The following is a 25,368-nucleotide window of genomic DNA, read 5'->3' as shown; positions in this document are numbered from 1 at the left end:
GCCGCCGCGGGGGCCTCCTACGCGGACGCCGGGAGGGTGCCGGGCGACTCCAGCAGGGTGCCCAGGTCCTCGAGGGCACGCACGGCGTCAGCGGGGCTGTAACGGGCCGGCAGGGCGTCGAGGGCCACGGCGAGTACGACTTCGCAGCCGCAGTGGAAGTCTTCCGTCATGACCTCCAGCAGCGAGCGGGCGTCGACGCCGGGCTTTCCATCCTTGCTGATGGTGACCGGGATCCCGGTGGCCGTGACGGCCCGGACAAACACTGCGGCGGGCCGCGCGTGCAGGCCTACGGCCGCCCGGACGGTAGCCTTTCGTGTCGGCAACGGGCCTCCTCTGTCATCACATATGTTGAGGGTTGTGGCGGCGCTTCAGCGCGCGGTCCCTCCATTCCTTCAAGGGTAGCGTCGGGGAGCAGCAGGGACGACAGCCCCGGCCGGAGTGGTCTAGACCTGCCCTGGGCTTGCCCTACCCTTGATATATGAGCGAATTCTCCGGGCGGAACCATGGCGTCCAATAACGCGGCACGGATGGCCGGCGAGATCGACCGGCAAAGCGGCGTGCCCATCTACGTCCAGCTGCGGGAAATTCTTCGGTCCCACATCGTGGCTGCCTGTCCGCCCGGTTCTGCCTTGCCGTCCGAGCGCGATCTCGCGGAGCGGTTCGGGCTCGCCCGCATGACCGTCCGGCAGGCCATCGACGCCCTTGTGGGCGAGGAGGTGATCGAGCGTGTGGTGGGCCTTGGCACCTTTGTCCGCAAACCCAAGCTCGACCTCCAGGTCAAACTGACGTCCTACAGCGAAGAGATGCAGCGACGCGGAATGGTCCCGGCCGCCAAAGTCCTCAGCTTCGAACAGATCGGGGCGAGTGCCTTCCTGGCCCGCGAACTTCAGTTGGAGGAGGGGACGCCCGTTGTCCGGTTTCGCCGCCTGCTGCTGGCCGACAACGAGCCCATGAGCGTGGACGAGAACTTCATTCCGGCGCACCGGGTCCCCGGACTGCTCGACGGCGAGCCGCCCACGTCGCTCTATAACGTGCTGAGTGAACGGTACGGGCTCGTGATGGAATGGGGCGAGGACATGATCGAGGCGACGGCCTCGTCGCCTTCGACTGCGCGGTTGCTCAACGTTGAGGTCGGTTCGCCGCTGCTGAAGATTCAGCGCCACGCGTTCGTCGCCCGGGCCATGGTCGACTATTCGGTGTCCTATTACCGGGCCGACCGCTACAAGCTCTGGGTGCCGCTGCAGCGCCCCGGCGTGCGTCCCACCCGCAACTATGCCACGGGGTACCGCCCCTGAGTCAGGCAGGGCTTCTCCGGGCTACGCGCCTGTCCAAGCAGCGCGGGGCCGCCTACGGCCCAGCCCGCGGACGAAATATGGACGCGAAGGATCCCGCGCCGGCTCGGGAAACGCAGTAGGCCCGGTCCCACCGGGACCGGGCCTACTCGTTGTACTGACCGAAGAGCTACTTAGTGGCTGAGGGTCTTCTGGGACTCTGCAGACTCGATAGCCTCGTGGCCGCCGTGGTGGCCATGGGCCGTCTCAAGCTCGGCCGGAGTGGCCGGAGCGACACGGTCCTCGAAGAACATGCGGGACAGCATAGCGCGGCGCTTCTCCTTGCGGTCCACCACGCCGTGTTCGTTCGGCACTGCGGGGAGCGGAACCGGCGAGTCGAAGCCGACCAGCTTGTAGCGCTTGTACTCGTCCAGCGGGGCGTGGACCTCGATGAACTCACCGTGCGGCAGGCGCACAATGCGTCCGGTTTCACGGCCGTGAAGGGCGATTTCGCGGTCCTTCCGCTGCAGGGCCAGGGCTACTCGCTTGGTGACTGCGAAGGCGATGAAAGGGCCGATGAAGAACAAGGTACGCAGCCAGTAGGTCACGTCGTTCAGCGCGACATGGAAGTTCGTAGCGATCAAGTCGGAGCCGGCGGCGGCCCACATCACGCAGTACCAGGTGAAGCCGGCAACACCGATTGCGGTGCGCGTGGGAGCATTCCGGGGACGATCCAGCACGTGGTGTTCGCGGTTGTCCTTGGTGATCCAGCGTTCCAGCCACGGGTACGTGAACAGCACCGTGAAGATGATGCCGGCCGGAACCAGCGCCGGCAGCAAGACGTTCAGCGTCAGCACGTGGCCGAAGATCACGTACTCGAAGTGGAAGTTACCGATCACGCCCGGCATCAGGCGCAAGGCACCGTCAACGAAACCGATGTACCAGTCAGGCTGCGTGCCCGCGGACACGGGTGAGGGGTCGTACGGCCCGTAGTTCCAGATCGGGTTGATGGTGAAGAACCCTGCCATGAGGGCAATGACGCCAAAGACGATGAAGAAGAAGCCGCCGGCCTTGGCCGCGTAAACCGGGCCGAGCGGGTAGCCCACGACGTTGCCGTCGTTGCGTCCCGGACCGGGGTACTGGGTGTGCTTGTGCACGACCACCATGAACAGGTGCATCACGATCATCAGCAGGATGAGCGCAGGCACCAGCAGGATGTGGAGCGTGTACAGGCGGCTGATGATGGCCGTACCGGGGAACTCGCCGCCGAAGAGGAAGAACGAGATGTACGTGCCAATCACGGGAATGGACTTGATGACGCCGTCGATGATGCGCAGGCCGTTACCGGAGAGCAGGTCATCGGGGAGCGAGTAGCCCGTGAAGCCGGCAGCCATCGAGAGGATCAGCAGGACGCCGCCCACTACCCAGTTCATTTCGCGGGGCTTGCGGAAAGCACCCGTGAAAAACACGCGCAGCATGTGGACCGAGACTGACGCTACGAACAGCAGTGCCGCCCAGTGATGCACCTGGCGCATGAACAGACCGCCGCGGACATCGAACGAGATGTTCAGCGAAGAGTTGTACGCGGAGGACATTTCGACATTCCGCAGCGGCGTGTAGGAGCCGGCGTAGTGCGTCTCGGCCATTGACGGGTCGAAGAAGAATGTCAGGAAGGTGCCCGACAGGAGCAGGATGACGAACGAGTACAGCGCGACTTCGCCGAACATGAACGACCAGTGGTCCGGGAAGACCTTGCGGCCAAATTCACGGAGGATGCCAGATCCGCCGACGCGCTCGTCAACGAAGTCGGTGATGCGGCCGCCCTTGGTTTTGGCGACGAAGGCGGGGGCATTAGGCGTTGTTGTTGCGCTCATGCTCATCACGCTCCCAGTAACTCGGTCCTACAGGTTCATGGAAGTCGCTGGTAGCGACCAGGTAGCCCTCGTCGTCGACTGCGATAGGCAGCTGGGGGAGAGGCCGGCTGGCCGGGCCAAAGATAACCTTGCATTCCTGGGTCAGGTCGAAGGTTGACTGGTGGCACGGGCACAGCAGGTGGTGGGTCTGCTGCTCGTACAGGGCAACAGGGCAACCAACGTGGGTGCAGATCTTCGAGTAGGCGACGATCCCGTTGTAGCTCCAGTTTTCACGGCCCGCGGAGGGCGTGAGGGAGTCCGGGTTCAGGCGCATGAGCAGGACGACGGCCTTGGCTTTCGCGTTCAGCTTGCCTTCCTGGAGCTCGTTCAGGCCTTCCGGAATCACGTGGAAGGCGGAGCCGATGGTGACGTCCGTGGCCTTGATGGGGGTGCCATCAGGGTCCCGGGTGAGCCGCTTGAGCTTGCCGCCCTCAGGCGCCCACATCGTGTGCGCCAGTTTGTCGTCGGGACGGGGACCGAGATCACCGAAGACGGCCAGTGCCGGCAGGGGAGCGAGTGCGACGGCGCCCAGAAGGGTGTTGCGGATCAGTGGACGGCGCTTGATGCCGGTTTCCTCCACGATGTCGTCCACAATGCGGACGGCAGCAAGGCGGTCTTCCTCGGTGCGGATCGCGTGGCGCTCTTCCGAAACCTCATGGTCAGGCATGAGTGCCTTGGCCCAGTGGACGATTCCGGTGCCGATGCCGAGCATCGCGAATGCGGTGCCGACACCCAGAAGTATGTTCTGGAGCCGAATGTCGGCGATCGTGGAATCACTTCCAAGGTCGATGGCGAAGTACGCCACCAGGAATATCAGGGTGCCAACGACCGAGGTCCCGAAAAGAAGGGCTACCTGCCGTTCTGCTCGCTTAGCGGCCCTCGGGTTCGTGTCAGCCAGGCGCAAACGGTGCGGGGGAATTCCAGGATCCTGGAACTTCTCCACCTCATTCTGACCAGCCGTAGCTACGGTGCCCGAGTGGCTCGGACTGCCGTCACTATGGTTGCCCATAATTCGCCTCATCCTTCTCTCGTCCCGGCGTGTGCCGAGTTAGTTTTCAATTCAAACTGCTGACGCATCAGCAGAAATTCTTACAGGTGCAAGTCCGGTTAGGACGACCGGGACGTCAGCCAGATGGTGAAGGCGATGATGACGCCCAGGCCGGCGATCCAGACAAAGAGGCCTTCGGAGACCGGTCCCAAAGCGCCAAGATCGTTGCCGCCGGGTGAACCGTTGGCTTCAATCTGCTTCAGGAAGGTGATGATGTCGCGCTTGCCCTCAGGAGAGACGTTGGCGTCATTGAAGACCGGCATGTTCTGCGGGCCGGAGACCATGGCCTCGTAGATGTGCTTGCCGGAGACGTCCGCCAGGGCCGGGGCGAACTTGCCCCGGGTCAGAGCACCGCCAGCAGCGGCGGCGTTGTGGCACATGGCGCAGTTGGTGCGGAACAGCTCGCCGCCCTTGGCAGCGTCGCCCTTCTCATCGAGGACACCTGCTTCGGGGATGGACGGGCCGGGGCCGAGCGAGGCGACATATGCGGCCAGCTGCTGGGTCTGTTGGTCGTTGAACTGGGCGGGCTTCTTGTAGGCCTGCGGGCCATTCATCTCCATGGGCATGCGGCCTGTGCCGACCTGGAAGTCAACGGCGGCTGCACCGACGCCGACCAGGGAAGGTCCGGACTGCGAACCGCTGGCACCCATGCCGTGGCATGTGGCGCAGTTGGCCGCAAAGAGCTTGCCGCCTTCTGCTACGTCACTTGCGCTGGCGCTCGTGGTGTCGGCCTTGGCCTGGTTGACGGTGGTCGCAACGGCGTACAGCCCACCAGTGACCAAGAGGCCCAGCAGCAGCAATGCAATGGCTGCCAGTGGGTGACGTCGCTTCTGCGAGAGTGCCTTCACGTGGTGGTTCCTTTATTCGATCCTGCGTTGGCTCCGGGAGCCGATTCTGAAATTCTACCTCTTGTAAAAAAGGGTGGAGCAGCCTACTTGAGGACGTAGATGACCAGGAAGAGGCCGATCCAGACAACGTCCACGAAGTGCCAGTAGTACGAGGTGACGATCGCCGACGTTGCCTCAAAGTGGCCGAACTTCTTCGCAGCGAAGGAGCGGCCGATAATGAGCAGGAACGCGATCAGGCCGCCGATGACGTGCAGGCCGTGGAAGCCCGTCGTGATGTAGAAGGACGAGCCGTAGGCATTGGCGGACAGCGTGACGTGCTCGGAAACAAGCATGGCGTACTCGGTCGACTGGCCTGCCACGAAGAAGGCGCCCATGAGGAACGTGAGGATGAACCATCCGTTCATCCCCCAGCGGGTAAAGCTCAGGCGTCCTCCGGTGCGGCGCGGCTGGAGCCGCTCGGCAGCGAAGACGCCCATCTGGCAAGAGAAGGAACTTGCCACGAGGACGATGGTGTTTACGAGCGCAAAGGGAAAGTTGAGCTTGGCTGTCTCATCGGCCCACATCTGTCCGGAAGTCGAACGGAGTGTGAAGTACATGGCGAAGAGACCGGCGAAGAACATCAACTCACTGGACAGCCATACTACGGTTCCAACAGAAACCATGTTCGGGCGGTTCAGCGTCGGGTGCGCCGGGGTACTGGGGGCATGGGTCGCAGATGTCACATAGACATTATGTCTATAAAACTCTGTCCTGCCCAACGCAAACCGCGTTTTCGGAGGACTTTTTCTACAAAGACGCGAATTCGCGCGGAAAAGTTCCCGGCACCGTTCACATTGGTCTTTGCGCCGCCCACCTCGATAGCATCAGGAGGTGACTTCTCAGGCATCTGCACAGGCGGCAGGCAACACCTGGCCCCGGCTCATCAACGCACTCATCAACGGCACTGACCTTACGGCCGGGAACACCGAGTGGGCGATGAATTCCATCATGTCGGGTGAGGCCACTCCCGTGCAGGTGGCCGGATTCCTCGTGGCGCTGCGCGCCAAGGGCGAGACGGTGGATGAAGTAGCGGGACTGGTCGAGGCGATGATCGCGAACGCCAACCCCATCGATATCGCAGGCGAAAAGCTTGACATTGTCGGAACCGGCGGAGATCAGCAGAACACCGTCAACATCTCCACTATGGCGGCCCTGATCGCTGCCGGCGCTGGGGCTAAGGTGGTCAAGCACGGCAACCGTGCGTCGTCCTCCACGTCGGGCTCCGCCGACGTCCTTGAGGCCCTGGGCGTCAGGCTGGACCTGCCGATTCCGCGTGTAGCACTGAACGCGGAGGAGGCCGGGATCACGTTCTGCTTCGCGCAGGTGTTCCACCCCTCGATGCGCCATGCCGCGGTCGCCCGCCGCGAGCTCGGGGTGCCGACCGCGTTCAATTTCCTGGGTCCCATGATTAATCCCGCCAACGTGCAAGCGTCAGCTGTCGGCGTCGCCAATGAAACAATGGCCCCGCTGGTGGCCGGTGTGCTGGCCAAACGGGGCAGCCGCGGACTCGTGTTCCGCGGCAACGACGGGCTCGACGAACTGACCACCACGGGCCCGTCCCGGGTGTGGGAAATCCGGAGCGGCGGGGTGACGGAGCAGATGTTCGATCCGCGCCGGCTCGGCATCCGCCAGGCGACGCTCGATGAGTTGCGGGGCGGTGACGCGGCGGCCAACGCCGCCGTCGTGCGTGCCGTCCTGGCCGGCGCTCCGGGGTCCGCCCGCGAAGCTGCGATGCTGAACGCTGCCGCCGGTCTGGTGGCCTACGACCTCGACGCCGCCGGTCCGTTCGCGGACCGCATGGCTACTGCTTTGAAGCGTGCCGAGGAGTCCATCGAGTCAGGCGCCGCCAAGGCCGTGCTGGACAGGTGGGTCGCCCTCTCGCAGGCTGCCTAAGGGTAACGCGGCCGGGGACTTCTCCGGCAGGAAGACGCAAACAACGCACGGCCCGGCATTCTGCCGGACGATGCGTTCTGTGTCCGTGGCGGCGCGGTTACTCCTCGAACCCGAGCGCGAAGGCCGCGTCGAGATCGTGCTGCGAGTAGGCCCGGAAGGCGATCTGGGTGGTGGTGTGCACGACGCCGGGCACCTTGGAGAGCTTGTCCGCGATGGCATCCGCCAGGTCCTCATGCTTGGCAACCCTGGCGATGGCGATGAGGTCCCATTCACCGGTCACGGAATAGACCTCGCTGATGCCCTGAATGGCGGAGATTTCCTCCGCGGTCTCCGGGATGCGGGAGGCATCTGTCTTGATCAGGACGAAAGCGGTGACCACGTGTGAACCTTTCCGGATCTGTTGCGCCGTTGCTCGCCCGTTTCCGGGCGCTTGCCGGGCCCTTGGCGGCCCGTGCCATGCTCCTGCAAGCCTAGTACATCAGGCCTGACGGCGGCGTGTCCTGAAGCGTCTCACGCCGGCCGTTCCCAGCCGGTAGCCGAGCAGGAATACTCCGAGACTGATCAATGCCACGATCACGAACGGCACGACCACGACCTGGCCCGTGACTGCCCGCAGGAGCATGCCCACAACCACGGTGCCGAGCCAGACACCGACGCCAGCCGGCCAAGGCGCCAGGGGAGCGTGCCACAGGCGCAGGGCCAGCCAGGCCACGGCCGCTCCGGCGAGGAACGGCCAGGCCGTGGCGAAAACGCCGGTGATGATGTCCCCGCGCTGGTGGGCGTCGCGGCCGATGGCGGCGAAGAGGAGGATCAGGAGCGCATCGGCGCTTGCGGCGAGCACGGCCGGCCGTTTGGGGTTGAATGTTTTGGTGGACCCGTCGGCTGACGGGCGGGGGAGCGGTGATGACGAAGGCATGCCTCCAAGCCTAGTCCGGCCGGGCCGGGGCTCTTGCTGTCGGGTCCCCGCAGGGTGTCAAATCCTTAACAGGATGCGCCTACGAGGCACGATGCTGATGATGGATACGACTCCAGGAGGTACTCATGCCTGCGAAAGGCGCAAAAGTCCCCGCGAGAACCCCTGGCCGGGGCGCATCTGATCTCAGGCGCGCCGACGCGTCTGACGGGCCGCCCCCTGAGCGCCCGGAGAAAATCCGAAACGTCGCGCTCGTGGGTCGTTCCGGGGCGGGCAAGACGATGCTGGTCGAGGCACTTCTGGCCGCCACCGGTGCCATTACGCGGATGGGGTCGATCGCCGACGGCACCACCGTGAGCGATTCGGATCCGTCCGCTATCCATCAGCAGCGTTCCGTGACGCTCTCGGTGGTGCCTGTCGTGGTCGGGGACGTCAAACTGAACCTCCTGGACACCCCGGGGTACACGGACTTCATCGGCGAATTGCGCGCCGGACTCCGCGCGGCGGACGCCGCGTTGTTCGTCGTGTCGGCGGTCGACGACGTCGACGCCGCGACCGCAGCCGTCTGGAGCGAGTGTGCCCGGCTCGGGATGCCCCGCGCGGTCGTGATCAGCCGGCTCGACCATCCGCGGGCGGACTTCGACGCGGCCCTCGCCCGATGCCGGTTCGCCTTCGGCGACTCCGTGATGCCGCTCTACCTTCCCGTCGGCTCGGCCGGCGCGGTTACCGGATTGCTCGGGATCCTGTCGGGGACTGTTGCAGGACCTGCTCCGACAGACACGGGGCCCGCCCGCCGGGACGCGACCGACGTCGAACGTGCCGCGTCGGAGACCGCACGGACGGCGCTCATCGAAGGAATCATCGGCGAGAGCGAGGACGAGACGCTGATGGACCGGTACCTCGGCGGCGAAGAGATCGCGCCCGAGTCGCTGGCCGACGATCTGGAGACAGCAGTGGCCCGTGGATCCTTTTATCCCGTGCTCGCCACTTCGGCGGAGACCGGCGTCGGCATGACCGAGCTCCTGGAGGTCCTCACCCGTGCGTTCCCGGCACCGATCGAGCGGGAACTGCCGAAAGTGTCCGACCTTGACGGCACGCCGGCCGGACGGCTGGACTGTGATCCGGCCGGCGCGCTGGCAGGCGAGGTGGTGCGCACGACCACCGATCCGTTCCTGGGCCGCGTCTGCCTTGTCCGCATCTTTTCCGGCACGCTGCGGGAGGACACCGAAGTGCATGTGGCCGGGCACGGGCTGGCGGACCGGGGCCATGAAGACCATGACAGTGACGAGCGGATCACCCACCTCTACTCCCCGCTCGGTGCCAGCCTGCGGCCGGTGCCCTACTGCGTGGCGGGCGACATCTGTGCGCTCACCAAACTGGGAACCGCCGAGACAGGTGACACCATTTCGGCCAAGGAGATGCCGCTGCTGATCCAGCCCTGGGAGATGCCGGAACCGCTGATGCCTGTAGCGATTGAGGCTGCCTCGCACGGAGATGAGGACGCCCTGGCCAAGAGCCTGGGAAAAGTTACCGCCGGCGACCCGACCCTCCGGGTGGAAAGGAACGTCGAAACACATCAGCTGATTTTGTGGTGCATGGGTGAGGCGCACGCGGACGTCGTGCTGGGCAGATTGCGCGACCAGGGCGTGAACCTGCAGACAGTCGGAGTTATGACGCCGCTCCGGGAGACGTTCGCTGCACCGGCCGCCGGCCACGGACGGTATGTGAAACAATCCGGAGGCCACGGGCAGTACGCCATCTGTGACATCGACGTCGAGCCTCTCGGCCGCGGTGCCGGGTTCGAGTTCGTGGACAAGACGGTGGGCGGCGTGATTCCCGGGGCGTTCATCACCTCCGTGGAGAAGGGCGTGCGGTCACAGATGCAAAAAGGCGTGTCCGCGGGATTCCCGGTAGTGGACATCCGCGTGACGCTGGTCGGCGGAAAGACGCACAGCGTCGACTCCTCTGACGCGGCATTCCAGGCGGCCGGGGCACTGGCCCTGCGGGAGGCCGCGGCCGCGACCCGCATCCAGCTGCTGGAACCTGTCTCGGCCGTCACGATCAGCGTTGCAGACGAATACGTCGGGTCGGTGATGAGCGACTTGTCCTCCCGCCGTGGGCGCCTGACCGGAACCTCGTCCGGCGGGGGAGGCGGCACCGACATCAGTGCCGAGGTCCCGGATCAGGAACTTTTGCAGTACGCGCGTGACCTGCGTGCTCTGACCGCGGGCAGCGGCCGCTTCCGCCGGACCTACCTGCGGCACGAACCGGTGCCCCCAACCGCTGCTCCCGCGGCGAAGAAGGTGTGACGGCCGCGGCGCGGTTGAACTTCGGGATCAAACCTCGCCGGCGAGCAGGTCACGGACATGTGAGTAGTTCTGCACCAGTGTCGGCGTACCGATGCCGATCCGCCGTTCGGCGACTCCGACGACGTCGACGGATGTCTTCCGCGTGACCCTGACAGCCGGCCTGCCTTCGACAATGACCTCCCAGTGTGCCCCGGGAATCGTGCGGGTCAGGACATCGCCGTAGAACATGCCGACCGCCCTGGCGAGCCCGGCCAGGGCTTCACTGCCGCGGGCCTCCTCGATGAAAAGGTCGACGGCGGCCAGGCCCCGGGGCGAGCGCGGGAGTTCCCGGCCCCTTACCCGAAACTCCCTTCGTAGGTCTTCATAGCCGCCGACATTGGTGGGGGGTGCTTTCGTTACGGCGTGGGAATCAACCTTCTTGTACTCGGCAAAGTATCGGCTCGTGCCGGGCGGGAGGTCCTCCAGCGGCTCCGGATCGTCAGCGACACCGTCGGCAGTATTGTCCATGGCGGCAGACTACTCTTACGGGTATGTTCAGGGCTTCAGCGCGGCCATCCGCACCGTCGGCAGCGGTCCAACGACGATCGACGATCTCCTTGCCGGCAGTCGAAACATGGCCGGGACGAGGATCACCGTGAACCGCGCCCCATCAGCGGACGGTACGCAGGCCGCCGTCGTTTTCGGCTGGGGTCCGGTAATTGCCGGGGACGAATTTTCCTATACGGGCGCGCCGGACCCGTTGAAGTGGAACGTCTACAACGGTCCGGGGCATGCGGGCAACGGGAACCGGAGCCCGCTCGCCTGGAACGTGGACGGCAGCGTCGCTACTGTCAGTGGTGACCTTTCCGGCACTACCGGCGGCATGTCAGCCAAGTTTGCCCGGCAGCGATACGGCCGCTGGGAAACCCGGATGAGAACCAGTGTCCGGGATCCCAAATACCACCCCGTCCTAATCCTGTGGCCGAACAACAACACGTCCTCCAACTGTGCCGAGGTTGACTACGCCGAAGGAACGTCCGACACGGGCAGGGTCAAGTTCTTCTTGCACTACGCATGCAGCGGCTCGAGCTTCCAGACTCAGGCAGCGCAGCCGGTCGATACCACCGAGTGGCACAACTACGCGGTCCAGTGGACCGCTTCCGGCATCACCGGATACGTCGACGGCGTGCAATGGTTCACCGACACGAACCCCGCACACCAGCCCACGGTCGGGATGCACCAAACGGTCCAGCTCGACTGGTTCCCGGACGGGACTGCCACCGTGCCAAGTCAGATGCAGGTCGACTGGATCCGCGTCTACAACTGACGCGATGTTCACCGCGCCACTCAACCCCTGCAGCCTGGAGCGGCCCGCGGGTTCGCGGGTTGCGCAGGGCTGTCAGGAGGCCACCCTTGGAGCCCGACCCAGGGTGAAAACGTTGTGCCGCTTCGTGACAGGTCCCGCGCCCACGGATATGCTCCGATCAATATCGGCCTTCAAGGGAGCAGGATGAAGCGCACTCCGCTGTGGCGATGCGTGCCTTCCATCCTTTTCGTCGGCCTTCTGATGACCTCTTGTGCCGCGACGATCACGGGCGAGCCCGGAGCGGCCGTGCCAGCCCCGCCCCCGGCTTCCCGGAATTCGCCGTCCCAGTCCGCGCCCCCCGGCGAAACCTGTGCGACGTTCCTGCCGTTAGCACCTTGTTCCCCGTACGTCAGCATTTCCGGCACGGCAAGTGGGAAAGATCTGTCCTGGCCGGCCTCGGGCGTTGTCACCGTGCAATTAACCACGGTGGAAGGGTCCCTCCAGCTGGCCGTTAAGACTCTGTGCAATCCGATGGGCGGACCCGCGACTATCACCGGGCGTACGCTCCAGGTCGGGAAAATTGCCGTCGGCGCAATGGGGTGTGCCGGCGAGGCGGCAGTCCAGGAACAGTGGGTCCTGCACTTCCTGCAGCGCCCCATCGAGATGACATTCACCGACGGCATGCTCCACTGGACGAGCGGCCCAGACACGCTGACGCTTAGAGGCACCTAGCCACGACCGTCCTAATCTGAGGTCGGGCACTTTGAGTGCCGGGGCCTTTCGTGTCGGTCCGCCGCCAGCGGACGACGCCTTTCCTTCAACGCAACTACGCTGTACTCAACTCCCGGGGCACCAAGGAGGGCCCCGCATGAGCAGTGCAGATCCACGATCAGGAAAGTGAATGATTATGGCCAGTATTGACGGCACTCCCACGAGGCTGCACCACGAGGCCCTGCTGCGCCGCGGGCTGCGTCTTGAATACGCGACCCTGGGCTGGAACGTGATTGGCCTCGGCGTCCTGGCCGCCGCCGCCCTTGGCGCCGGATCGCCGGCTTTGGCCGGGTTCGGTCTGGATTCCCTGATCGAGGTCTTCGCTTCACTGGTCGTGGTCTGGCAGCTCAAAGGCATCCACAACTATCGCGAGACCCGGGCGATGCACCTGATCGGGGCGGCCTTCGCGGTCCTCGCCGCGTACCTTGTCATCCAGCTGGTCATTGTCGTTGCCGCCGGACTGCGCCCCGCCACCTCCGGCTTGGGTATCGTGTGGACGGCCCTGACCTTCGTCATCATGCTCGCCCTGTCCCTGGGCAAGATACGCACCGGGGAGGCCTTGGGCAATCCGGTGCTGCGCGCCGAAGGGAAAGTGACCCTGGTCGATGCGTACTTGGCGGGTTCGGTCCTGGCCGGGCTGGTCCTGAACTCCCTCTTCGGATGGTGGTGGGCCGACCCGCTCGCCGGGGCCGTCATCGTCTACTACGCCGTCCGCGAGGCACGCCACGCCTTGACGCACACTGCCGACGAGGCAGCGGCATGAACTGGTGGGATACGGGGATCGCCGTCATCGGCGGCGTGGTCCTGATCTACGCCGTGCTGCTGGTTCTGTTGGCCCTCTACGCCCGGAAACACCCGGAGACGGTGAGCATGAGGGAAGCCCTGCGGCTGCTGCCGGATCTGCTGACACTGCTGCGCCGGCTGACCGCCGACCGCACCCTGCCTCGCAGCACCGGGTCCGGCTACTTCTGCTGCTGACCTACCTTGCCTCACCCATCGACCTTGTCCCGGACTTCATTCCGGTCATCGGGTATGCCGACGACGCCGTCATCGTGGCGCTGGTCCTGCGCTCGGTCATCCGCACAGCGGCCCGCGGCCAACTGGATCGTCACTGGCCCGGAACACCGGCCGGACTCGCCATCATCCAACGGCTCGCCGGTGCGGCCGCCGCATGAGCGCTCCTGGGCATGCAGTGATCCCGACGCCCAGCCGAGTAGGTTGAGCACATGCTGATTTCCAAGCTGCACCACGCGGAGCCCGACATCGACGTCGAGCAGGTCACTCTGATGATCAGCGACCAATTCCCCTCATGGGCCAGGCTGCCTCTGGAGCCCGTGCCGTCCAGCGGGACGGATAACGTCATGCACAGCCCGCCACTTCCCATCAGCCAGCCCGGCTGCCTTGTCGCGATCGCGGCGGTACATGGCGGAGTGGTCAAGGAAATCTGCCCGTCCGGTCGCCTCCGCGCGGCGGTCCGTGAATTCCGCTAGTTCATCCAGCCTGGTTGCGAGGGTTTCAAGGACCTCACGGGGCTCGAAAGGGAGGCCATAGGCCTTGGTCAAGGCATCGAGCCGTGACCATCTCTCATTTCCGCCTGGAGCCGCCCCGCCGCCATTTTCTCCCAACGGCACAAGCCGGTATGCCAGGTAGGCGAAGTCCCAGACTCTTGGGCCCGGCGATGCTGTATCGAAGTCGATGAGCCCTGCAAGTTTTCCGTGCCGGAAGACCATGTTGTAGGGTGCGACGTCGTTGTGGCACACGACCTCTGCCGGTTGATGGGTCGGCAATTGCCATTGGAGATCCGCTCGGGCAAGCCCAACGCTGGCGTCGTGGATGCGTCGCAGGAGAGTCCCGGCGTCGTGCAGGATCGACGGATCCCACACCCACGGCGGAAGCGGATAGTGCGCTGCCTCGCCCGGCATGAAGGTGAGGACTTCACGGCCATGGTGGTCCATGCCGAGTGCTTCGGGGACTTCGGTGATGCCCGCGGCCCGGAGGGCGTCGAGGAATGCATGTACGGCTGGTGTCCATGGCCCGGCGCCCCGCCGAACGGTCTGGCCAATGCGCGTTACGACAGACGAATTACCGCCGGCAAGATCCTCTTCCTCATCCACCGATCCAATCTAACGCCCCCCGGGCTGTCGAGGCCGCGCCACTCGCGGCGGCGTCGCGCGCGGCCTGGGTGCTGGCGAAGATGTCCGGCTTCGGCACCGCCGTGCCGTGCGCCAGGGCGTCGATCCATTGATCTGTGGTCAGCACGGAGGCGAAACGTGATTGCAGAACGATGAGGACAGCTTTGTGCAGCCCTTCCGCCGTCAGCGCGCCGGCGCGGTTCGCCATATCGAGCGTTCCGGTGGCGTCGGAGAGGAACTCAACGCCAAGGCCCCGGTGTACGGCGTCCCGGGCAGTGGATTCATCGCAATTCTGGGTCATGTACCCGCAGATGACGACCGTATCGACGCCGTGTCCGGCGAGCCACCCGGCCAGGTCCGTGCCTGCGAAGCAGGACGGCAGGGTCTTTTGGATCAGATGGTCGTTCGGGCGGCCCGCGACCGTTGGGTGAAGGGCAAATCCGTGACTGCCCCGCGCGAAAATGGGCGACGTTTCGGGGGCCGTCTGTTGGACGACGACCACAGGGATGCCTGCGTCCCGTGCCGCGTCCATCGCTGCGCCGATTTTCACCAGGCTCACGGCAAGGGGCGGGTAGCTGACGGGGAGATTGCCGGAAATATATTCGTTCTGCACGTCGATGACGAGGAGGGCGCGGTTCAATGGGATCGATTCCTTCCTCTGTCGCTGCCACTAGGCCGGGCAGCCTTGCCACGGGCTGCCGGACCGCTATGCAGGGCCACGAGTGCGGCCCTGGCCGCGCGGTGGACATGCCGGTGAACTCGATGGCCACCGGGTGGAGGCCATCCGGCGGCCAGCTCGGCGCGATGCCGGGAGTCCAGCCGCAGTAGGTCTTCGGCTCCTAAAACGTTCATTGTTCTTGCCTCTCAAGGTGCGGGGTCGTTGCGGGCATGGGGGTTTCGGCTGCGGCTGGCTAGTCCGCCGCCGAGGATCGCGGCAGCGGGCGCGACCACGAGGAAAGAATGATGTCGAAACTGTCGACCATCCGGTCGAAACTCTCGTCAACATCGCGGGGCATGCCGAATCCGTGGGCGGCCTCCAGGCCGGCCCACCCGTGGAGTGCCGCCCGGAGGGCGCGGACCGCGTCAACGGCATCGTCGCCGGTCAGGTTGTAGCCGCTGAGTGCGGCCGTCACGACGTCGAGCACGGCCGCCGCCGCGGCGAGGTGTTCGCCGTCGTCCGCTTCGGGTGCGCGAACGCTGAATGCGTAGCGGCCCGGATGTTGCCTGGCGTAGCTGCGGTAAGCGGACGCCAGCGCGCGGAGTGCGGCCTCACCGCTACGCCCCACCGCGGCGGCCGCTAGGTCAGCGGCGAGTTCGCGCAGGGCCAGGAGCGATAATTCCCGATGCAGCGCGTCGAGGCTCGCGACGTGGTTGTAAAGACTCGGGGTTTTCACTCCGAGCTCCCTTGCAAGGGTGGCCAGACCGAGCGGCCCCAGACCATGGGCGTCGATCAGGGTCGCGGCGGCCTCCACTACCCGCGCCTGGGTCAGTCCTGCCCTAGCCACCGGCCGGGAGTCCCTTCAGGAACGACACGACGGCGGGGGATACGGCCCCGGCTGCCTCCGCCTGGGGGTAATGACCCGCATCCGGGACCAGGAACACCTTGCCGTGGAGTCGATCGGCGACATGTGCGGCCTCCGCCTTCGGATCGGCGAAATCCGGATCCTTCTCGCCCATGATCACCAGGCTCGGTACGTTCACTTCGGCCAGTCGCGCCTCGACCGGCGCATGGGAGGTATGAGTGGTCCTGGTGAAAGCCTGCCAGTAGTCGGGCCGTCGCAGGCTGTCGTCCGCCGCCTTGGCATGCTCCGCGAAACCAGCTGGCTTGCGCCCTGGATAGAGGCTCTTGAAGTAGCCGCGCCACATCAACCGACCCCATGGCCGGAGTAGCGCCAGCCTGAAAATAGCGGCCATGACGGGGTTCATGGCCGGGTTGCGGACAAAGGGACCGATCAGGACGAGCGCGGTGATGAGGTGCGGCGCTTCGGCAGCCGCCCACGCTGCGGCCCCCGCGCCCATGGAGTTGCCGATGACCGCTGCCGGCCCGCCAAGCTCCGTGACCAGGGCAATGATGTCGTTTCCGGTGGCGACGTCGTCGTACTCGGCAAAAGTCGCATCGCTCCCGCCATGCCCCCGCAGGTCCATGACGGCGACCTTGTAGCCGGACTGGGTGAGCGCTTCAGCCAGAAAGCGGTAGACCGTCCGGAGGTCTCCCATACCCGGCACGCATACGACGAGGGGGCCTTCGCCTTGAAGGTCGTACGCAATTCGGCCGCCCGGGCGGGCCAAGTAGTGCCGGTGGAGTGTGGTGGGTTCATGCATGGTGCTACCTCCTTGGATGTACTACGCTGTGTAGCTAAAATACTAAGGCTATTAGTTTTAGATTACAAGAGGTTCCCGGGAAAGTCCGAGGGCACTAATATTTGTCGCCAGGGTGTGCCCCAAGCCAACAGGAGGACCTCATGACTACGCTGTTCGATCGGCCCAACGCGGCCTTGCTGGTGATCGACGTCCAAAATGGCGTGGTTGCCGGCACGCATCAGCGCGACGCGGTGGTCGCCAACATCGGAACTCTCATCGGCAAGGCCCGCGACGCAGGGGTCCCGGTCGTCTGGGTGCAGCACTCGGACGAACAGCTGGAGAAGGGGAGCGGCGCATGGGAGATTGTGCCGGAGCTGGCGCGCCAGGACTCGGAAGCGCTCGTTCACAAGAAATACAGCGATTCCTTCGAGGACACCGACTTGGAAGCGGTCCTGGCGAAAGCCCACGTAGGACGGGTTATTGTCACGGGCGCCCAGACGGATGAGTGCATCCGGTCCACAATCCATGGCGCTTTTGTGCGGGGATATGACGTGACGCTCGTCGGCGACGCACACACGACGGAGGACCAGAGCGCATGGGGCGCTCCGCCGCCGGACCAGGTTATCGCGCATACGAATCTGTATTGGCGGGGGCAGTCGGCGCCGGGCCGAACCGCCCGGGTCGCAGCGACGAAGGACGTGACGTTCGGCTGCTGAGCAGGTTGCCACGTGGCCGGGTCAGGCCAGGTTGCAAGAGGCCGGTGAAAAGGTCAAGGACGTCCGGTAGGGAACGCTGTGCGGCGTCCCGCCAAAGCGATGACGAGGGCGGTGAGGGCGAGCCCGATCATGGCGACGGGCAGGACCATGCCGTTGTAGCTGCTGATCAGGACGGCGCCGGTGACACCGGCAGCGAAGATGGCGAAGTTGAAGGCGACGCCGAGCATGGAGTTCGCGACGTCGGCGTTCTCGCCGCTTGCTATGCCGATCGCGGTCTGCAGCTGGGCTGCCGCACCTCCAAAGGCGATGCCCCAGAGGGCGATTGCGATGAGGACAGCGGCAACTGACTCGTGACCGACAACGAAGATCACGCCGGCGGTGATAAACAGGGCGATGCTGAGGACGACCAGGGCCCGGAGGGCGCGGTCAATCACGGCTCCGGTGATGCCGATGCCGATCAGCGCGGCGACGCCGAAGGTCACGAGGGCGAGGTCGACCGGGAGTTGAAGGCCGGCGGAGCGGAGATAGGACGCGATGTACGTGTACACGATGTTGTGCGCAAGCATCCACGTGACGATGACAGCGAGGATGACCGCGACGCCGGGAATGGCGAGGACGCGGATCAACGGGACGCGGAACGCGGGACGTTGACCGGCGGCATCGGGGACCGCGGCGGCGGCGAGTATGGCCGTGATGATCGTCAGAACCGAGAGCACGCCGAAGGACCAGCGCCAGTCGAATGTTGTCCCCAGCCAGGAACCGAAGGGAGTTCCGAGTGCCAAGCCGATCGGGGTGCCAATCGACGCGACCGCCAGAGCCCGGCCGGCGAGTTCGGGAGCCGTGATGCGGCGTGCATATCCGGCCAGCATCCCCCATATCAGCCCGGAGAAGGCGCCGGCGAGGATCCGCGCCCCCAGAGAGAGCGCCAGGTCACTGGAAACCGCGGTGATGATGTTGGCAGCAAGGAATCCCAGGATGCCGACGACGAAAACTGGCTTTCGGCGCATGCCGCGGGTCAGGGCAACCGCGGGCATCGTCGCGACCACTGTTCCCAGGGCATAGGCGCTGACGAACTGCCCCGCGGTGCCCTCGGTGATGTTCAGGCCCGCTGCGATTTGCGGCAGCAGGCCGGCGGGCATCGTTTCAGTGGCGATAAGGATAAACCCCATCAGGGCCATGACCAGCAGTGCAGCCCAGGGCAGCCGGTCCCGGCGGGCAAGGACCGGCGCTGGGGCAGAAGCTGTCGGCTCCTCAACAGCACCCGGGTCCTCGTGGGGCAAGGCTTCCGGGCGCACGTCAGTCACGTCCCCGGTGACCGCCGTCGTCGGCCCTCTCACGGTGGGCAGGGGCCATTCGGCCTTCACAGGCTTCTCTGGCGGTTGCCGCCCAGCTGGCCAGCAACCGTAAACCATCCTCGGAAGGCGAGGCTGGCTCGGCAGTGTAGGTAATCATGGTCAAACCCGGTGCGGCCGGCAGTTCCAGGGCATCGAAGTGTACTTCCAGGACGCCCACCACCGGGTGCCGGAACGACTTGATCCCGTGCAGGTGCAGGCGGACGTCGTGCTGTGCCCACCGTTTGCGGAAGTCTTCGCTGCGGGTCGACAGTTCCCCGACGAGGTCAGTCAGGCCCTTGTCGAACGGGTTGCGGCCGGCCTCGGTGTGCAGCATCGCTACAGACGTGTCGGCCGCCAGGTTCCAGTCCGGATACAGGTCTTTCGAGCGGGGGTTAAGGAACGCGAACCGGGCGAAGTTCACGGGCCGTGCCGGATCCTCGAATGCTGACGAATACAAGGCACGGCCAAGGTCGTTGATGGCGACGATGTCCAGACGGCCGCTTTGGACGAATGCGGGAATGCCCGTCATGCCGTCGAGGATGCGCTGCACGCTCGGGTGGATCCCCTGCGCGGGCTGTCGCCGCTTACGGGCGGCGGGGCCCGCGGCCCGGGCGAGGTTGAACAGGTGCTCGCGTTCGGCCTCGTTCAGCTTCAGCGCCCGCGTGATAGCCTCCAGGACCGAGTCGGACACGCCGGCAAGGCTGCCGCGCTCCACCCGGGTGTAATACTCGACGCTCACGCCGGCCAGCAGCGATACCTCTTCCCGGCGCAGCCCGGGTACGCGGCGCACCCCACCGAAGTTGGGCAGTCCCGCCTGCTCGGGCGTGAGCTTGGCCCGCCGGGAGGCGAGGAAATCCCGAATCTCATTCCGGTTGTTCATGCACACCACGGTACGTCCCGAAAGGGACACCGAGGCAGTCCCTGTCAGGGCCTGCCTCGTCAGAACCCCCATGGCGAGGACCGTCATGGGCGGCGTTTGGGAACGTCAGTCCAGGGCCCAGTTGCGGATCTCTTCAGGGTCCTCGCCGTGCTGGCGGGTGTAGTTCCGTGCCCGGAGTCTGCGGTCTTGAAGGGATTGGTGCAGACCCGGATGACGCCCGCGCAGCCCCGGCACCCGGTCAAGAACGTCGAGGGCGAGTTGAAAGCGGTCTATGCCGTTCAGCATGGCCATGTCGAATGGTGTTGTGGTGGTGCCCTCTTCCTGATAGCCGCGCACATGCAACCGTTCCTGGCTGCCATGCCGGTACGTGAGCCGATGGATCAGGGCGGGATAGCCGTGGTAGGCGAAGATGATCGGCCGGTCTGCCGTGAAGGTGCCCTCGAAATCCGGCGTTGAGAGTCCGTGCGGGTGCTCGCCGGCCTCCTGAAGCCGCATGAGGTCCACCACATTGACGACCCTGATCTTGAGGCCGGGCAGTTCCCCGGCGAGGAGCCGGGCCGCAGCGACCGTTTCGATCGTGGGAACGTCCCCGGCGCAGGCCATCACCACATCGGGTTCTTCGCCCGGAATTTCCGAGCCGGCGAAGTCCCAGATGCCCAGTCCCCGCCGGCAGTGGAGGGCAGCCTCGTTCGGGCCCAGCCACGTGGGAGAGGGCTGTTTGCCGCTGACCACAATGTTGATGTAGTCCCTGGATTCCAGGCAGTGTTCCATGACGGCAAGAAGGGTGTTCACGTCCGGTGGCAGATAGACACGGATGACCTCGGCCTTCTTATTCACGGCATGGTCAATGAACCCGGGGTCCTGGTGGGAGAAACCGTTGTGGTCCTGCTGCCAGACATGGGAGGAGAGGAGGTAGTTCAGCGACGCGACCGGCCGCCGCCACGGCAGTTCCCGGTGCACCTTCAACCATTTTGCATGCTGGTTGAACATCGAATCGACAATGTGGATGAAGGCTTCATAGCAGTTGAAGACTCCGTGCCGTCCGGTGAGGAGATATCCCTCGAGCCAGCCCTGGCACAGGTGCTCGCTGAGTACTTCAAGGACCCTTCCTGCCCGGGCCAGATGCTCGTCGACGTCGTCGATCCTGGACTGCCACACCTTGTCCGTCACCTCGAAAACGTTCTGCAGGCGGTTCGACGCGGTCTCATCCGGGCCGAAGAGGAGGAAATTGTCCGGGTTGCCGGTGATGACCTCTCCGAGCCAGGATCCCAGAGTGACCATCGGGCTGATCCGCTCGACGCCGGGCCGGGGCACCGGGACGGCATGATCGGCGTAGTCGGGAAGTGCGAGGGAACGCAGCAACGTACCGCCGTTGGCATGGTCCGTGGCGCTCATGCGGAGCCTGCCCGAGGGCGCGTTGGACGCGACCGCGGTGCGCAGCCGGCCGTCTTCGTCAAAGAGTTCATCCGGCCGGTAGGACTTCAACCAGCTTTCGAGCTGGGCGAGGTGCTCGGGGTTGGTGCGGACTTCGGACAAAGGCACCTGGTGGCTGCGCCAGGTGCCTTCGACCCGGAGACCGTCCACCGTCCGGGGACCGGTCCAGCCCTTGGGCGAGCGCAGGACGATCATCGGCCAGCCCGCCACGGCGGGGGAGACCCGTCCAGCCGAATCCTCGGTGCGGTCCGCGGCGCGGTGCCGGTCCTGGATGGTTCGGATTTCGGTCAGGCAGTCGTCGAGCGCCGCGGCGAAATCTTTGTGTGCGGCGGCAGTCGCTTCCGGATCGGGAACTGTCACGAAATGTGGCACATGGCCATAACCGCGTAAGAGTTGCTCGAGCTGGGCTTCCGGCATCCGGGCCAGGATGGTGGGGTTAGCGATCTTGTAGCCGTTCAGATGCAAGATGGGCAGCACCGCCCCGTCCGCGACCGGGTCCAAAAAGGTGTGCGAGTGCCAGCTCGCAGCCAGCGGCCCCGTCTCCGCTTCGCCGTCACCAATCACGACGGCGGTGATCAGGTCCGGGTTGTCAAAGACCGAGCCGTAGGCGTGGGCCAGCGAGTAGCCGAGTTCCCCGCCCTCGCTGATGGACCCTGGCGTTTCCGGGGCGGCATGGCTGGGGATCCCGCCAGGGTAGGAGAACTGCCGGAACAGCTCTGCCATGCCGGCCTCATCGGTTCCCACGTGGTTGTAGATTTCGGAATACGTGCCCTCCAGCCAGCCGTTGGCAACCACTGCGGGGCCTCCATGGCCGGGGCCGGCGATGAACAGCATGTCCTGCCGATCCCGGCGGATGACACGGTTGAGGTGCGCGTAGAGGAAGTTCAGTCCAGGGGTTGTTCCCCAGTGCCCCAACAGGCGTGGCTTGGTGTCCTCCGCGCCAAGGGGACTGCGCAGGAGCGGGTTGGAGCGCAAATAGATCTGTCCGACGGAGAGGTAGTTGGCGGCACGCCACCAGCGGTCCACTAAGGCCAACTCGTCGTCGAGAGCTGGATGTCCCGGTTGCTGGTCCTTGGCAGAATCGTCTCCGGTGCTGGCCGGGACCTGATCCAGGTGGCTCATTGGCAAGACCTCCGTTGTATGGGGACTCATTCGGGGCATGGTCAGTGACCATAGCAACACCTTCAGCCCTTGAGGGCAACTCATTCGGAAAGGACACTGACGTCGGCCTGCTCCGGTGATATCGACTGTGGGCGCTATTCGGCGGACGGCCGCTTTCGCTGCTGTTTCGTCGCCGACCGCTGTTCCTTTGCGGCGAGGCGCCGACGGTTTGAGCCCCGGGTGGGTTTGGTCGCCCGGCGGCGGGCCGCTTCGGGGGCGAGCCCCTCGGCCACGAGGTCGGAGAGTTTGGCCAGGGCGATCTCGCGATTGCGCAGCTGAGAGCGCCGTTCGGAGGCGGTCACGGTGATCACCCCGGCGATGAGACGTTGTCCGAGGCGCCTGACCAGCATCTGCCGCTGGCCATCCGAAAGCGCGGCCGAGGTGGTGACGTTCCACGAGAGTTCGACGCGGCTGTCCGAGGTGTTGACGTGTTGGCCACCCGGCCCGGATGAGCGAGAGAACCGCCAGCCGAGTTCCGACGCGGGAATCGTGAGTGCGGGCGAAACCTCCAGATCCATGCACCAAGCGTTGCACGATCCGGGCCCCCGTCCCAGGCAGCTCGCATGTTGCCTCCGGGGTCGCACCGCGGCGAGCCTGGCCTAGGCGTACCTGAGGCTGAGCAGAAGGGCCTTTAGCTGGGCGTACTGCTGACTCGCCATCCAGGCCCTCGCTGCGTCAGGCGTTGCGAAGACAGGCTGTTTAGCAGGGTCGAAGACAACAAAAGCTGACATGACCCCGTTTGGAAGGGTGACCTGATTGGATCCGGAACTGATCTGCGCCGGCTGGAACTCACCAGCGCGCCGGACATCCATGAAGTAGTACCTGAGGCTGCCATCGGCAGGCGCGGCAGGTTCCCCGGGGTAAGGGGAGGGCGCGGATAAGCCCTGGTCCATGGCGAAGCCGAACTCGACGGGTTCTCCGGCGGCCGCCGTGATCCCTTCCACCGGAACGTGTTCCAGGACAGTCCGCTGCACCCTGCCGGCGGCGCCGTCACCGTACATCCCGCTGAGGACGTGTGCCACACCTCGGATCCGGACGCATCCGAGACGACGGCGTTGACCGCTCCTGCTTTGGTCTCCGGGCTCAGGTACGGTCCCTGTTCGGTGCGAACAGTCCAACCTGCCGGATAGGTGAACGAGATGTGCCCGTCCGGGAAGGTGAAGGTCTGCAGTGCGGCGCCCCGGGGCGGCGCACCGGACGGGGACGGCCCGCCGCGATTGGGTACAGCGCCCGTCGGCGTCGGACCCGGCGTCGCCGTGGTGGCCGGCGGCGGTGTTGTCGCCGGCGTCGAGGTGTCCACCGGTGCCGTAGCGGAAAGCTGTGCCTCCGCCTGCGGATCTGCGCAGGCAGCCCCGACCAGGAGCAACCCGGCCAACAGGGGCGCTACGGCCAGTGAACGAAGCAGGGTGCGCGACTCCAACGTGGCCCCCAAATGATGTTGGGCGGGCGTTGACCGCCCATAGATGGCGAATACTCCGCAGTGACCTGCCCTGACATGGGACGCAGGGAGATGAACTCGGCTCGAGGTGCAAATCCGGAGCAGGCGTATGCCGCCCCCCAGGATGGTCCCTGCCGACCAGCGGTTCAGGATCTCCGCAAGGGGTCCGGTCAGGCCAGGCGGGCGACACTTCGGCGCGTCGGCCGCACGGTGGCACCGTCGGAAAACAGTTGCGGCGTTGCTTGTTGGATCCGTTGAACATCCTCGAAAACGCCGCGCAAGTGCAGGCGGAGGGAGCTGTCGGCGTCGGCCAGGTCGTTGGCTTCCAGGGCGTCCACTACTGCGGTGTGCTGTTGGATGAGCGTCGCGACGGGCCTCGTCTCCAGGAGGCTGAGGCGTCGTGCGCGGTCGAGGTGCGCCTTGGCGGAGTTGACGGCGGCCCAGGCGGATTCGTGCCCTGCCAGCCGGAGGAGCTCGCGGTGGAATTCCTCGTCCAGGCGGAAGAACTCCTCCACGTCGCTGCTGGCATCCGCGTCGGCCTGGCCTTGAAGTATCACGCGAAGCCCGGCAATGCCTGCATCGTCGACCGAGAGTTCGCGCAGGGAGGCGCATTCGATGGCCTCGCGGACGAACTGCGCTTCTGAGACCCTTCCCAGATCCACGAGCGAGACGAAGGAACCGATTTGCGGGTACACCTGCACCAGCCCCTCTTCCCTGAGCAGGATCAGGCTTTCCCGCACCGGCGTACGGCTGACGCCCAGTTCCTGCGCCAGCTCGTTTTCGGAGAGTGGCTCGCCCGGAGGGAGCTGCAGGGAAATGATGCGACGCCGGGAAAATCACGATCAGCGACGCCGTGGGGAGGACGCCGTCCGCACCGCCTGCAGCCGCATGATGGCGGAGGACGCTCTCCCTACGATCACCCTTCCGGCCTGGTATCGCATCATCGACACCCACGGGCTGGACGGCCTGAATGAGATCAACCATGGCTGATGCCACCAGCATCCTGCACGTTTCCCCCGTCATCCCGGTCGTGACCATCGATGACCCGCAACACGCTGTGCCCGTTGCCCGGGCGCTGGCTGACGGTGGCGTCCGCATCATCGAGCTCACCCTCCGGACGGCGAGCGCCCTTACCTCGCTCGAACTCATCGCCAGCGAAGTCCCGGACATTTGCGTCGGGGCGGGCACCATCCTCACCCCCCGGCCAGGCCGACGCTGCGGTGGCAGCGGGAGCCAGCTTCCTAGTGAGCCCCGGGGCGACACCGGGCCTGCTGGCACACATGCTGGCCATCGGACTTCTGGTGCTCCCGGGAGTTGCCACCGCCGGTGAGGTGATGATGGTCCTCCCGCAGGTGCAGTTCTGCCCCACAGGCGGCGTCAGCCTGGCATCAGCACACGGATACCTCGAGTTGCCGAACGTCTCCTGCGTGGGAGGCAGCTGGCTCACCCCAAAAGCGGCCATCGAAAACAACGGCTGGGAGCAGATCACCAAACTCGCCCGTGAAGCCGCCGGCCTCGTGCGGGACTAGGTGTACTCGGCCAGGACGTTGGTTACACGGTGAAAGGGTGAAGACCTCTTAGGTTGGTGGTTACCACACACACCTAACGACTAAGAGGTCTTCATGGTCCACCGTAATGCCCGTCTGACTCCTGCCGGTAGAGGCATCCTTGTCCAGCGCCGC

31 protein-coding genes are annotated in these 25,368 nt (G+C 65.4%); 13 read left to right on the top strand and 18 right to left on the bottom strand.

Annotated elements, in window-relative coordinates; translation table 11 throughout:
* Window positions 1-17 precede the first annotated feature (17 nt).
* Window positions 18-323 (bottom strand): HPr family phosphocarrier protein, encoded by a 306-nt coding sequence (locus AC1DCZ_RS13220; protein ID WP_476974994.1) that lies wholly within the window; start codon window positions 321-323, stop codon window positions 18-20.
* 180 nt (window positions 324-503) lie between these two features.
* On the opposite strand from AC1DCZ_RS13220, the gene AC1DCZ_RS13215 reads away from it, so the two are divergent.
* On the top strand, window positions 504-1,295 hold the full coding sequence (locus AC1DCZ_RS13215) for a GntR family transcriptional regulator (RefSeq protein ID WP_476974993.1): 792 nt from the start codon (window positions 504-506) through the stop codon (window positions 1,293-1,295).
* A 170-nt stretch (window positions 1,296-1,465) separates the two neighbouring features.
* Here the strand turns inward: AC1DCZ_RS13215 and qcrB are convergent, their stop codons facing one another.
* The 4 genes from qcrB to ctaE all read right to left on the bottom strand — a co-directional run bounded on the left by qcrB (window position 1,466) and on the right by ctaE (window position 5,802).
* The gene (gene qcrB, locus AC1DCZ_RS13210) at window positions 1,466-3,145 is read right to left on the bottom strand and encodes a cytochrome bc1 complex cytochrome b subunit (RefSeq protein ID WP_476974992.1); all 1,680 of its coding nucleotides are present in this window, start codon (window positions 3,143-3,145) and stop codon (window positions 1,466-1,468) included.
* Entirely contained in the window at window positions 3,123-4,193 is a 1,071-nt protein-coding gene (qcrA, locus tag AC1DCZ_RS13205; protein ID WP_476895549.1) for a cytochrome bc1 complex Rieske iron-sulfur subunit, read from the bottom strand. The genes qcrB and qcrA overlap by 23 nt, the downstream gene beginning before the upstream one ends.
* A gap of 98 nt (window positions 4,194-4,291) precedes the next feature.
* Window positions 4,292-5,080 (bottom strand): cytochrome bc1 complex diheme cytochrome c subunit, encoded by a 789-nt coding sequence (qcrC, locus tag AC1DCZ_RS13200; protein ID WP_476895548.1) that lies wholly within the window; start codon window positions 5,078-5,080, stop codon window positions 4,292-4,294.
* A gap of 83 nt (window positions 5,081-5,163) precedes the next feature.
* Complete coding sequence (ctaE, locus tag AC1DCZ_RS13195; RefSeq protein ID WP_476974991.1) at window positions 5,164-5,802, bottom strand: aa3-type cytochrome oxidase subunit III; 639 nt, start codon at window positions 5,800-5,802, stop codon at window positions 5,164-5,166.
* 148 nt (window positions 5,803-5,950) lie between these two features.
* Between ctaE and trpD the strand changes: the two genes are divergently transcribed.
* Window positions 5,951-7,012 (top strand): anthranilate phosphoribosyltransferase, encoded by a 1,062-nt coding sequence (gene trpD, locus AC1DCZ_RS13190; RefSeq protein WP_476974990.1) that lies wholly within the window; start codon window positions 5,951-5,953, stop codon window positions 7,010-7,012.
* A gap of 97 nt (window positions 7,013-7,109) precedes the next feature.
* On the opposite strand, the gene AC1DCZ_RS13185 is transcribed toward trpD, so the two are convergent.
* Both AC1DCZ_RS13185 and AC1DCZ_RS13180 read right to left on the bottom strand, forming a co-directional pair.
* Window positions 7,110-7,391 (bottom strand): Lrp/AsnC family transcriptional regulator, encoded by a 282-nt coding sequence (locus AC1DCZ_RS13185; RefSeq protein ID WP_476895544.1) that lies wholly within the window; start codon window positions 7,389-7,391, stop codon window positions 7,110-7,112.
* A 99-nt stretch (window positions 7,392-7,490) separates the two neighbouring features.
* Complete coding sequence (locus AC1DCZ_RS13180; RefSeq protein WP_476974989.1) at window positions 7,491-7,928, bottom strand: DUF3054 domain-containing protein; 438 nt, start codon at window positions 7,926-7,928, stop codon at window positions 7,491-7,493.
* A 125-nt stretch (window positions 7,929-8,053) separates the two neighbouring features.
* Between AC1DCZ_RS13180 and AC1DCZ_RS13175 the strand changes: the two genes are divergently transcribed.
* Complete coding sequence (locus AC1DCZ_RS13175) at window positions 8,054-10,234, top strand: elongation factor G-like protein EF-G2 (protein ID WP_476974988.1); 2,181 nt, start codon at window positions 8,054-8,056, stop codon at window positions 10,232-10,234.
* 27 nt (window positions 10,235-10,261) lie between these two features.
* On the opposite strand, the gene AC1DCZ_RS13170 is transcribed toward AC1DCZ_RS13175, so the two are convergent.
* Window positions 10,262-10,741, bottom strand: coding sequence for a DUF6278 family protein (locus tag AC1DCZ_RS13170; RefSeq protein WP_476974987.1), 480 nt, complete (start codon window positions 10,739-10,741; stop codon window positions 10,262-10,264).
* Between AC1DCZ_RS13170 and AC1DCZ_RS13165 the strand changes: the two genes are divergently transcribed.
* The 5 genes from AC1DCZ_RS13165 to AC1DCZ_RS13145 all read left to right on the top strand — a co-directional run bounded on the left by AC1DCZ_RS13165 (window position 10,740) and on the right by AC1DCZ_RS13145 (window position 13,465).
* Window positions 10,740-11,540 (top strand): glycoside hydrolase family 16 protein, encoded by an 801-nt coding sequence (locus AC1DCZ_RS13165; protein WP_476974986.1) that lies wholly within the window; start codon window positions 10,740-10,742, stop codon window positions 11,538-11,540. The two genes, AC1DCZ_RS13170 and AC1DCZ_RS13165, sit on opposite strands and share 2 nt — an antisense overlap.
* Before the next feature lie 183 nt (window positions 11,541-11,723).
* A complete protein-coding gene (locus AC1DCZ_RS13160) occupies window positions 11,724-12,251 on the top strand; it encodes an META domain-containing protein (RefSeq protein WP_476974985.1) in 528 nt (175 codons plus the stop codon).
* A 169-nt stretch (window positions 12,252-12,420) separates the two neighbouring features.
* Window positions 12,421-13,053, top strand: coding sequence for a cation efflux transmembrane domain-containing protein (locus AC1DCZ_RS13155; RefSeq protein ID WP_476974984.1), 633 nt, complete (start codon window positions 12,421-12,423; stop codon window positions 13,051-13,053).
* The gene (locus tag AC1DCZ_RS13150; protein WP_476975052.1) at window positions 13,050-13,268 is read left to right on the top strand and encodes a hypothetical protein; all 219 of its coding nucleotides are present in this window, start codon (window positions 13,050-13,052) and stop codon (window positions 13,266-13,268) included. Before AC1DCZ_RS13155 ends, AC1DCZ_RS13150 begins: the two co-directional genes overlap by 4 nt.
* Complete coding sequence (locus tag AC1DCZ_RS13145; RefSeq protein WP_476975048.1) at window positions 13,259-13,465, top strand: YkvA family protein; 207 nt, start codon at window positions 13,259-13,261, stop codon at window positions 13,463-13,465. Before AC1DCZ_RS13150 ends, AC1DCZ_RS13145 begins: the two co-directional genes overlap by 10 nt.
* Before the next feature lie 132 nt (window positions 13,466-13,597).
* Here AC1DCZ_RS13145 and AC1DCZ_RS13140 read toward each other — a convergent pair whose 3' ends face one another.
* The 4 genes from AC1DCZ_RS13140 to AC1DCZ_RS13125 all read right to left on the bottom strand — a co-directional run bounded on the left by AC1DCZ_RS13140 (window position 13,598) and on the right by AC1DCZ_RS13125 (window position 16,744).
* Complete coding sequence (locus AC1DCZ_RS13140) at window positions 13,598-14,404, bottom strand: phosphotransferase enzyme family protein (protein WP_476974983.1); 807 nt, start codon at window positions 14,402-14,404, stop codon at window positions 13,598-13,600.
* Entirely contained in the window at window positions 14,397-15,062 is a 666-nt protein-coding gene (locus AC1DCZ_RS13135) for a cysteine hydrolase family protein (protein WP_476974982.1), read from the bottom strand. The genes AC1DCZ_RS13140 and AC1DCZ_RS13135 overlap by 8 nt, the downstream gene beginning before the upstream one ends.
* A 271-nt stretch (window positions 15,063-15,333) precedes the next feature.
* Window positions 15,334-15,927 (bottom strand): TetR/AcrR family transcriptional regulator, encoded by a 594-nt coding sequence (locus AC1DCZ_RS13130; RefSeq protein WP_476974981.1) that lies wholly within the window; start codon window positions 15,925-15,927, stop codon window positions 15,334-15,336.
* The gene (locus AC1DCZ_RS13125) at window positions 15,920-16,744 is read right to left on the bottom strand and encodes an alpha/beta fold hydrolase (protein WP_476974980.1); all 825 of its coding nucleotides are present in this window, start codon (window positions 16,742-16,744) and stop codon (window positions 15,920-15,922) included. The genes AC1DCZ_RS13130 and AC1DCZ_RS13125 overlap by 8 nt, the downstream gene beginning before the upstream one ends.
* A 140-nt stretch (window positions 16,745-16,884) precedes the next feature.
* Between AC1DCZ_RS13125 and AC1DCZ_RS13120 the strand changes: the two genes are divergently transcribed.
* A complete protein-coding gene (locus AC1DCZ_RS13120; RefSeq protein ID WP_476974979.1) occupies window positions 16,885-17,439 on the top strand; it encodes a cysteine hydrolase family protein in 555 nt (184 codons plus the stop codon).
* Window positions 17,440-17,492: 53 nt separating this feature from the next.
* Here AC1DCZ_RS13120 and AC1DCZ_RS13115 read toward each other — a convergent pair whose 3' ends face one another.
* The 5 genes from AC1DCZ_RS13115 to AC1DCZ_RS13095 form a co-directional block, all read right to left on the bottom strand.
* Window positions 17,493-18,743, bottom strand: a complete 1,251-nt coding sequence (locus tag AC1DCZ_RS13115; protein ID WP_476974978.1) for an MFS transporter — start codon at window positions 18,741-18,743, stop codon at window positions 17,493-17,495.
* A complete protein-coding gene (locus AC1DCZ_RS13110) occupies window positions 18,736-19,653 on the bottom strand; it encodes a helix-turn-helix transcriptional regulator (RefSeq protein WP_476974977.1) in 918 nt (305 codons plus the stop codon). Before AC1DCZ_RS13110 ends, AC1DCZ_RS13115 begins: the two co-directional genes overlap by 8 nt.
* Window positions 19,654-19,758: 105 nt before the next feature.
* Entirely contained in the window at window positions 19,759-22,209 is a 2,451-nt protein-coding gene (locus AC1DCZ_RS13105) for a phosphoketolase family protein (protein ID WP_476974976.1), read from the bottom strand.
* 134 nt (window positions 22,210-22,343) lie between these two features.
* Entirely contained in the window at window positions 22,344-22,766 is a 423-nt protein-coding gene (gene arfB, locus AC1DCZ_RS13100) for an alternative ribosome rescue aminoacyl-tRNA hydrolase ArfB (RefSeq protein ID WP_476974975.1), read from the bottom strand.
* Between the two features lie 81 nt (window positions 22,767-22,847).
* Window positions 22,848-23,270, bottom strand: coding sequence for a hypothetical protein (locus AC1DCZ_RS13095; RefSeq protein WP_476974974.1), 423 nt, complete (start codon window positions 23,268-23,270; stop codon window positions 22,848-22,850).
* A 195-nt stretch (window positions 23,271-23,465) separates the two neighbouring features.
* On the opposite strand from AC1DCZ_RS13095, the gene AC1DCZ_RS13090 reads away from it, so the two are divergent.
* Window positions 23,466-23,684 (top strand): hypothetical protein, encoded by a 219-nt coding sequence (locus AC1DCZ_RS13090; protein WP_476974973.1) that lies wholly within the window; start codon window positions 23,466-23,468, stop codon window positions 23,682-23,684.
* A gap of 172 nt (window positions 23,685-23,856) precedes the next feature.
* Here AC1DCZ_RS13090 and AC1DCZ_RS13085 read toward each other — a convergent pair whose 3' ends face one another.
* Window positions 23,857-24,498 (bottom strand): GntR family transcriptional regulator, encoded by a 642-nt coding sequence (locus AC1DCZ_RS13085; protein WP_476975047.1) that lies wholly within the window; start codon window positions 24,496-24,498, stop codon window positions 23,857-23,859.
* A gap of 4 nt (window positions 24,499-24,502) precedes the next feature.
* On the opposite strand from AC1DCZ_RS13085, the gene AC1DCZ_RS13080 reads away from it, so the two are divergent.
* Genes AC1DCZ_RS13080 through AC1DCZ_RS13070 form a run of 3 tightly spaced genes read left to right on the top strand, consistent with a single transcriptional unit; the run spans window position 24,503 to window position 25,215 of the window.
* Window positions 24,503-24,676, top strand: coding sequence for a hypothetical protein (locus AC1DCZ_RS13080; RefSeq protein ID WP_476974972.1), 174 nt, complete (start codon window positions 24,503-24,505; stop codon window positions 24,674-24,676).
* Window positions 24,657-25,016, top strand: coding sequence for a beta/alpha barrel domain-containing protein (locus AC1DCZ_RS13075; protein ID WP_476974971.1), 360 nt, complete (start codon window positions 24,657-24,659; stop codon window positions 25,014-25,016). The genes AC1DCZ_RS13080 and AC1DCZ_RS13075 overlap by 20 nt, the downstream gene beginning before the upstream one ends.
* The gene (locus AC1DCZ_RS13070; protein ID WP_476974970.1) at window positions 24,931-25,215 is read left to right on the top strand and encodes a bifunctional 4-hydroxy-2-oxoglutarate aldolase/2-dehydro-3-deoxy-phosphogluconate aldolase; all 285 of its coding nucleotides are present in this window, start codon (window positions 24,931-24,933) and stop codon (window positions 25,213-25,215) included. The genes AC1DCZ_RS13075 and AC1DCZ_RS13070 overlap by 86 nt, the downstream gene beginning before the upstream one ends.
* The last annotated feature ends 153 nt before the right edge of the window (window positions 25,216-25,368 follow it).

Source organism: Arthrobacter sp. 10N418, assembly GCF_056394725.1.
The sequence above is the reverse complement of the archived record's forward strand: the minus strand, read 5'-3'. Positions and strand labels throughout refer to the sequence as shown.

What these genes read in the sequence shown, in the direction of transcription:
- AC1DCZ_RS13215 (WP_476974993.1), top strand. Translation starts at nt 504, where the DNA reads ATGGCGTCCAATAACGCGGCACGGATGGCCGGCGAGATCGACCGGCAA.
- qcrB (WP_476974992.1), bottom strand. Translation starts at nt 3,145, where the DNA reads ATGAGCGCAACAACAACGCCTAATGCCCCCGCCTTCGTCGCCAAAACC.
- qcrA (WP_476895549.1), bottom strand. Translation starts at nt 4,193, where the DNA reads ATGGGCAACCATAGTGACGGCAGTCCGAGCCACTCGGGCACCGTAGCT.
- AC1DCZ_RS13180 (WP_476974989.1), bottom strand. Translation starts at nt 7,928, where the DNA reads ATGCCTTCGTCATCACCGCTCCCCCGCCCGTCAGCCGACGGGTCCACC.
- AC1DCZ_RS13175 (WP_476974988.1), top strand. Translation starts at nt 8,054, where the DNA reads ATGCCTGCGAAAGGCGCAAAAGTCCCCGCGAGAACCCCTGGCCGGGGC.
- AC1DCZ_RS13165 (WP_476974986.1), top strand. Translation starts at nt 10,740, where the DNA reads ATGGCGGCAGACTACTCTTACGGGTATGTTCAGGGCTTCAGCGCGGCC.
- AC1DCZ_RS13170 (WP_476974987.1), bottom strand. Translation starts at nt 10,741, where the DNA reads ATGGACAATACTGCCGACGGTGTCGCTGACGATCCGGAGCCGCTGGAG.
- AC1DCZ_RS13160 (WP_476974985.1), top strand. Translation starts at nt 11,724, where the DNA reads ATGAAGCGCACTCCGCTGTGGCGATGCGTGCCTTCCATCCTTTTCGTC.
- AC1DCZ_RS13155 (WP_476974984.1), top strand. Translation starts at nt 12,421, where the DNA reads ATGATTATGGCCAGTATTGACGGCACTCCCACGAGGCTGCACCACGAG.
- AC1DCZ_RS13150 (WP_476975052.1), top strand. Translation starts at nt 13,050, where the DNA reads ATGAACTGGTGGGATACGGGGATCGCCGTCATCGGCGGCGTGGTCCTG.
- AC1DCZ_RS13125 (WP_476974980.1), bottom strand. Translation starts at nt 16,744, where the DNA reads ATGCATGAACCCACCACACTCCACCGGCACTACTTGGCCCGCCCGGGC.
- AC1DCZ_RS13120 (WP_476974979.1), top strand. Translation starts at nt 16,885, where the DNA reads ATGACTACGCTGTTCGATCGGCCCAACGCGGCCTTGCTGGTGATCGAC.
- AC1DCZ_RS13110 (WP_476974977.1), bottom strand. Translation starts at nt 19,653, where the DNA reads ATGAACAACCGGAATGAGATTCGGGATTTCCTCGCCTCCCGGCGGGCC.
- AC1DCZ_RS13105 (WP_476974976.1), bottom strand. Translation starts at nt 22,209, where the DNA reads ATGAGCCACCTGGATCAGGTCCCGGCCAGCACCGGAGACGATTCTGCC.
- arfB (WP_476974975.1), bottom strand. Translation starts at nt 22,766, where the DNA reads ATGGATCTGGAGGTTTCGCCCGCACTCACGATTCCCGCGTCGGAACTC.
- AC1DCZ_RS13080 (WP_476974972.1), top strand. Translation starts at nt 24,503, where the DNA reads ATGATGCGACGCCGGGAAAATCACGATCAGCGACGCCGTGGGGAGGAC.
- AC1DCZ_RS13075 (WP_476974971.1), top strand. Translation starts at nt 24,657, where the DNA reads ATGAGATCAACCATGGCTGATGCCACCAGCATCCTGCACGTTTCCCCC.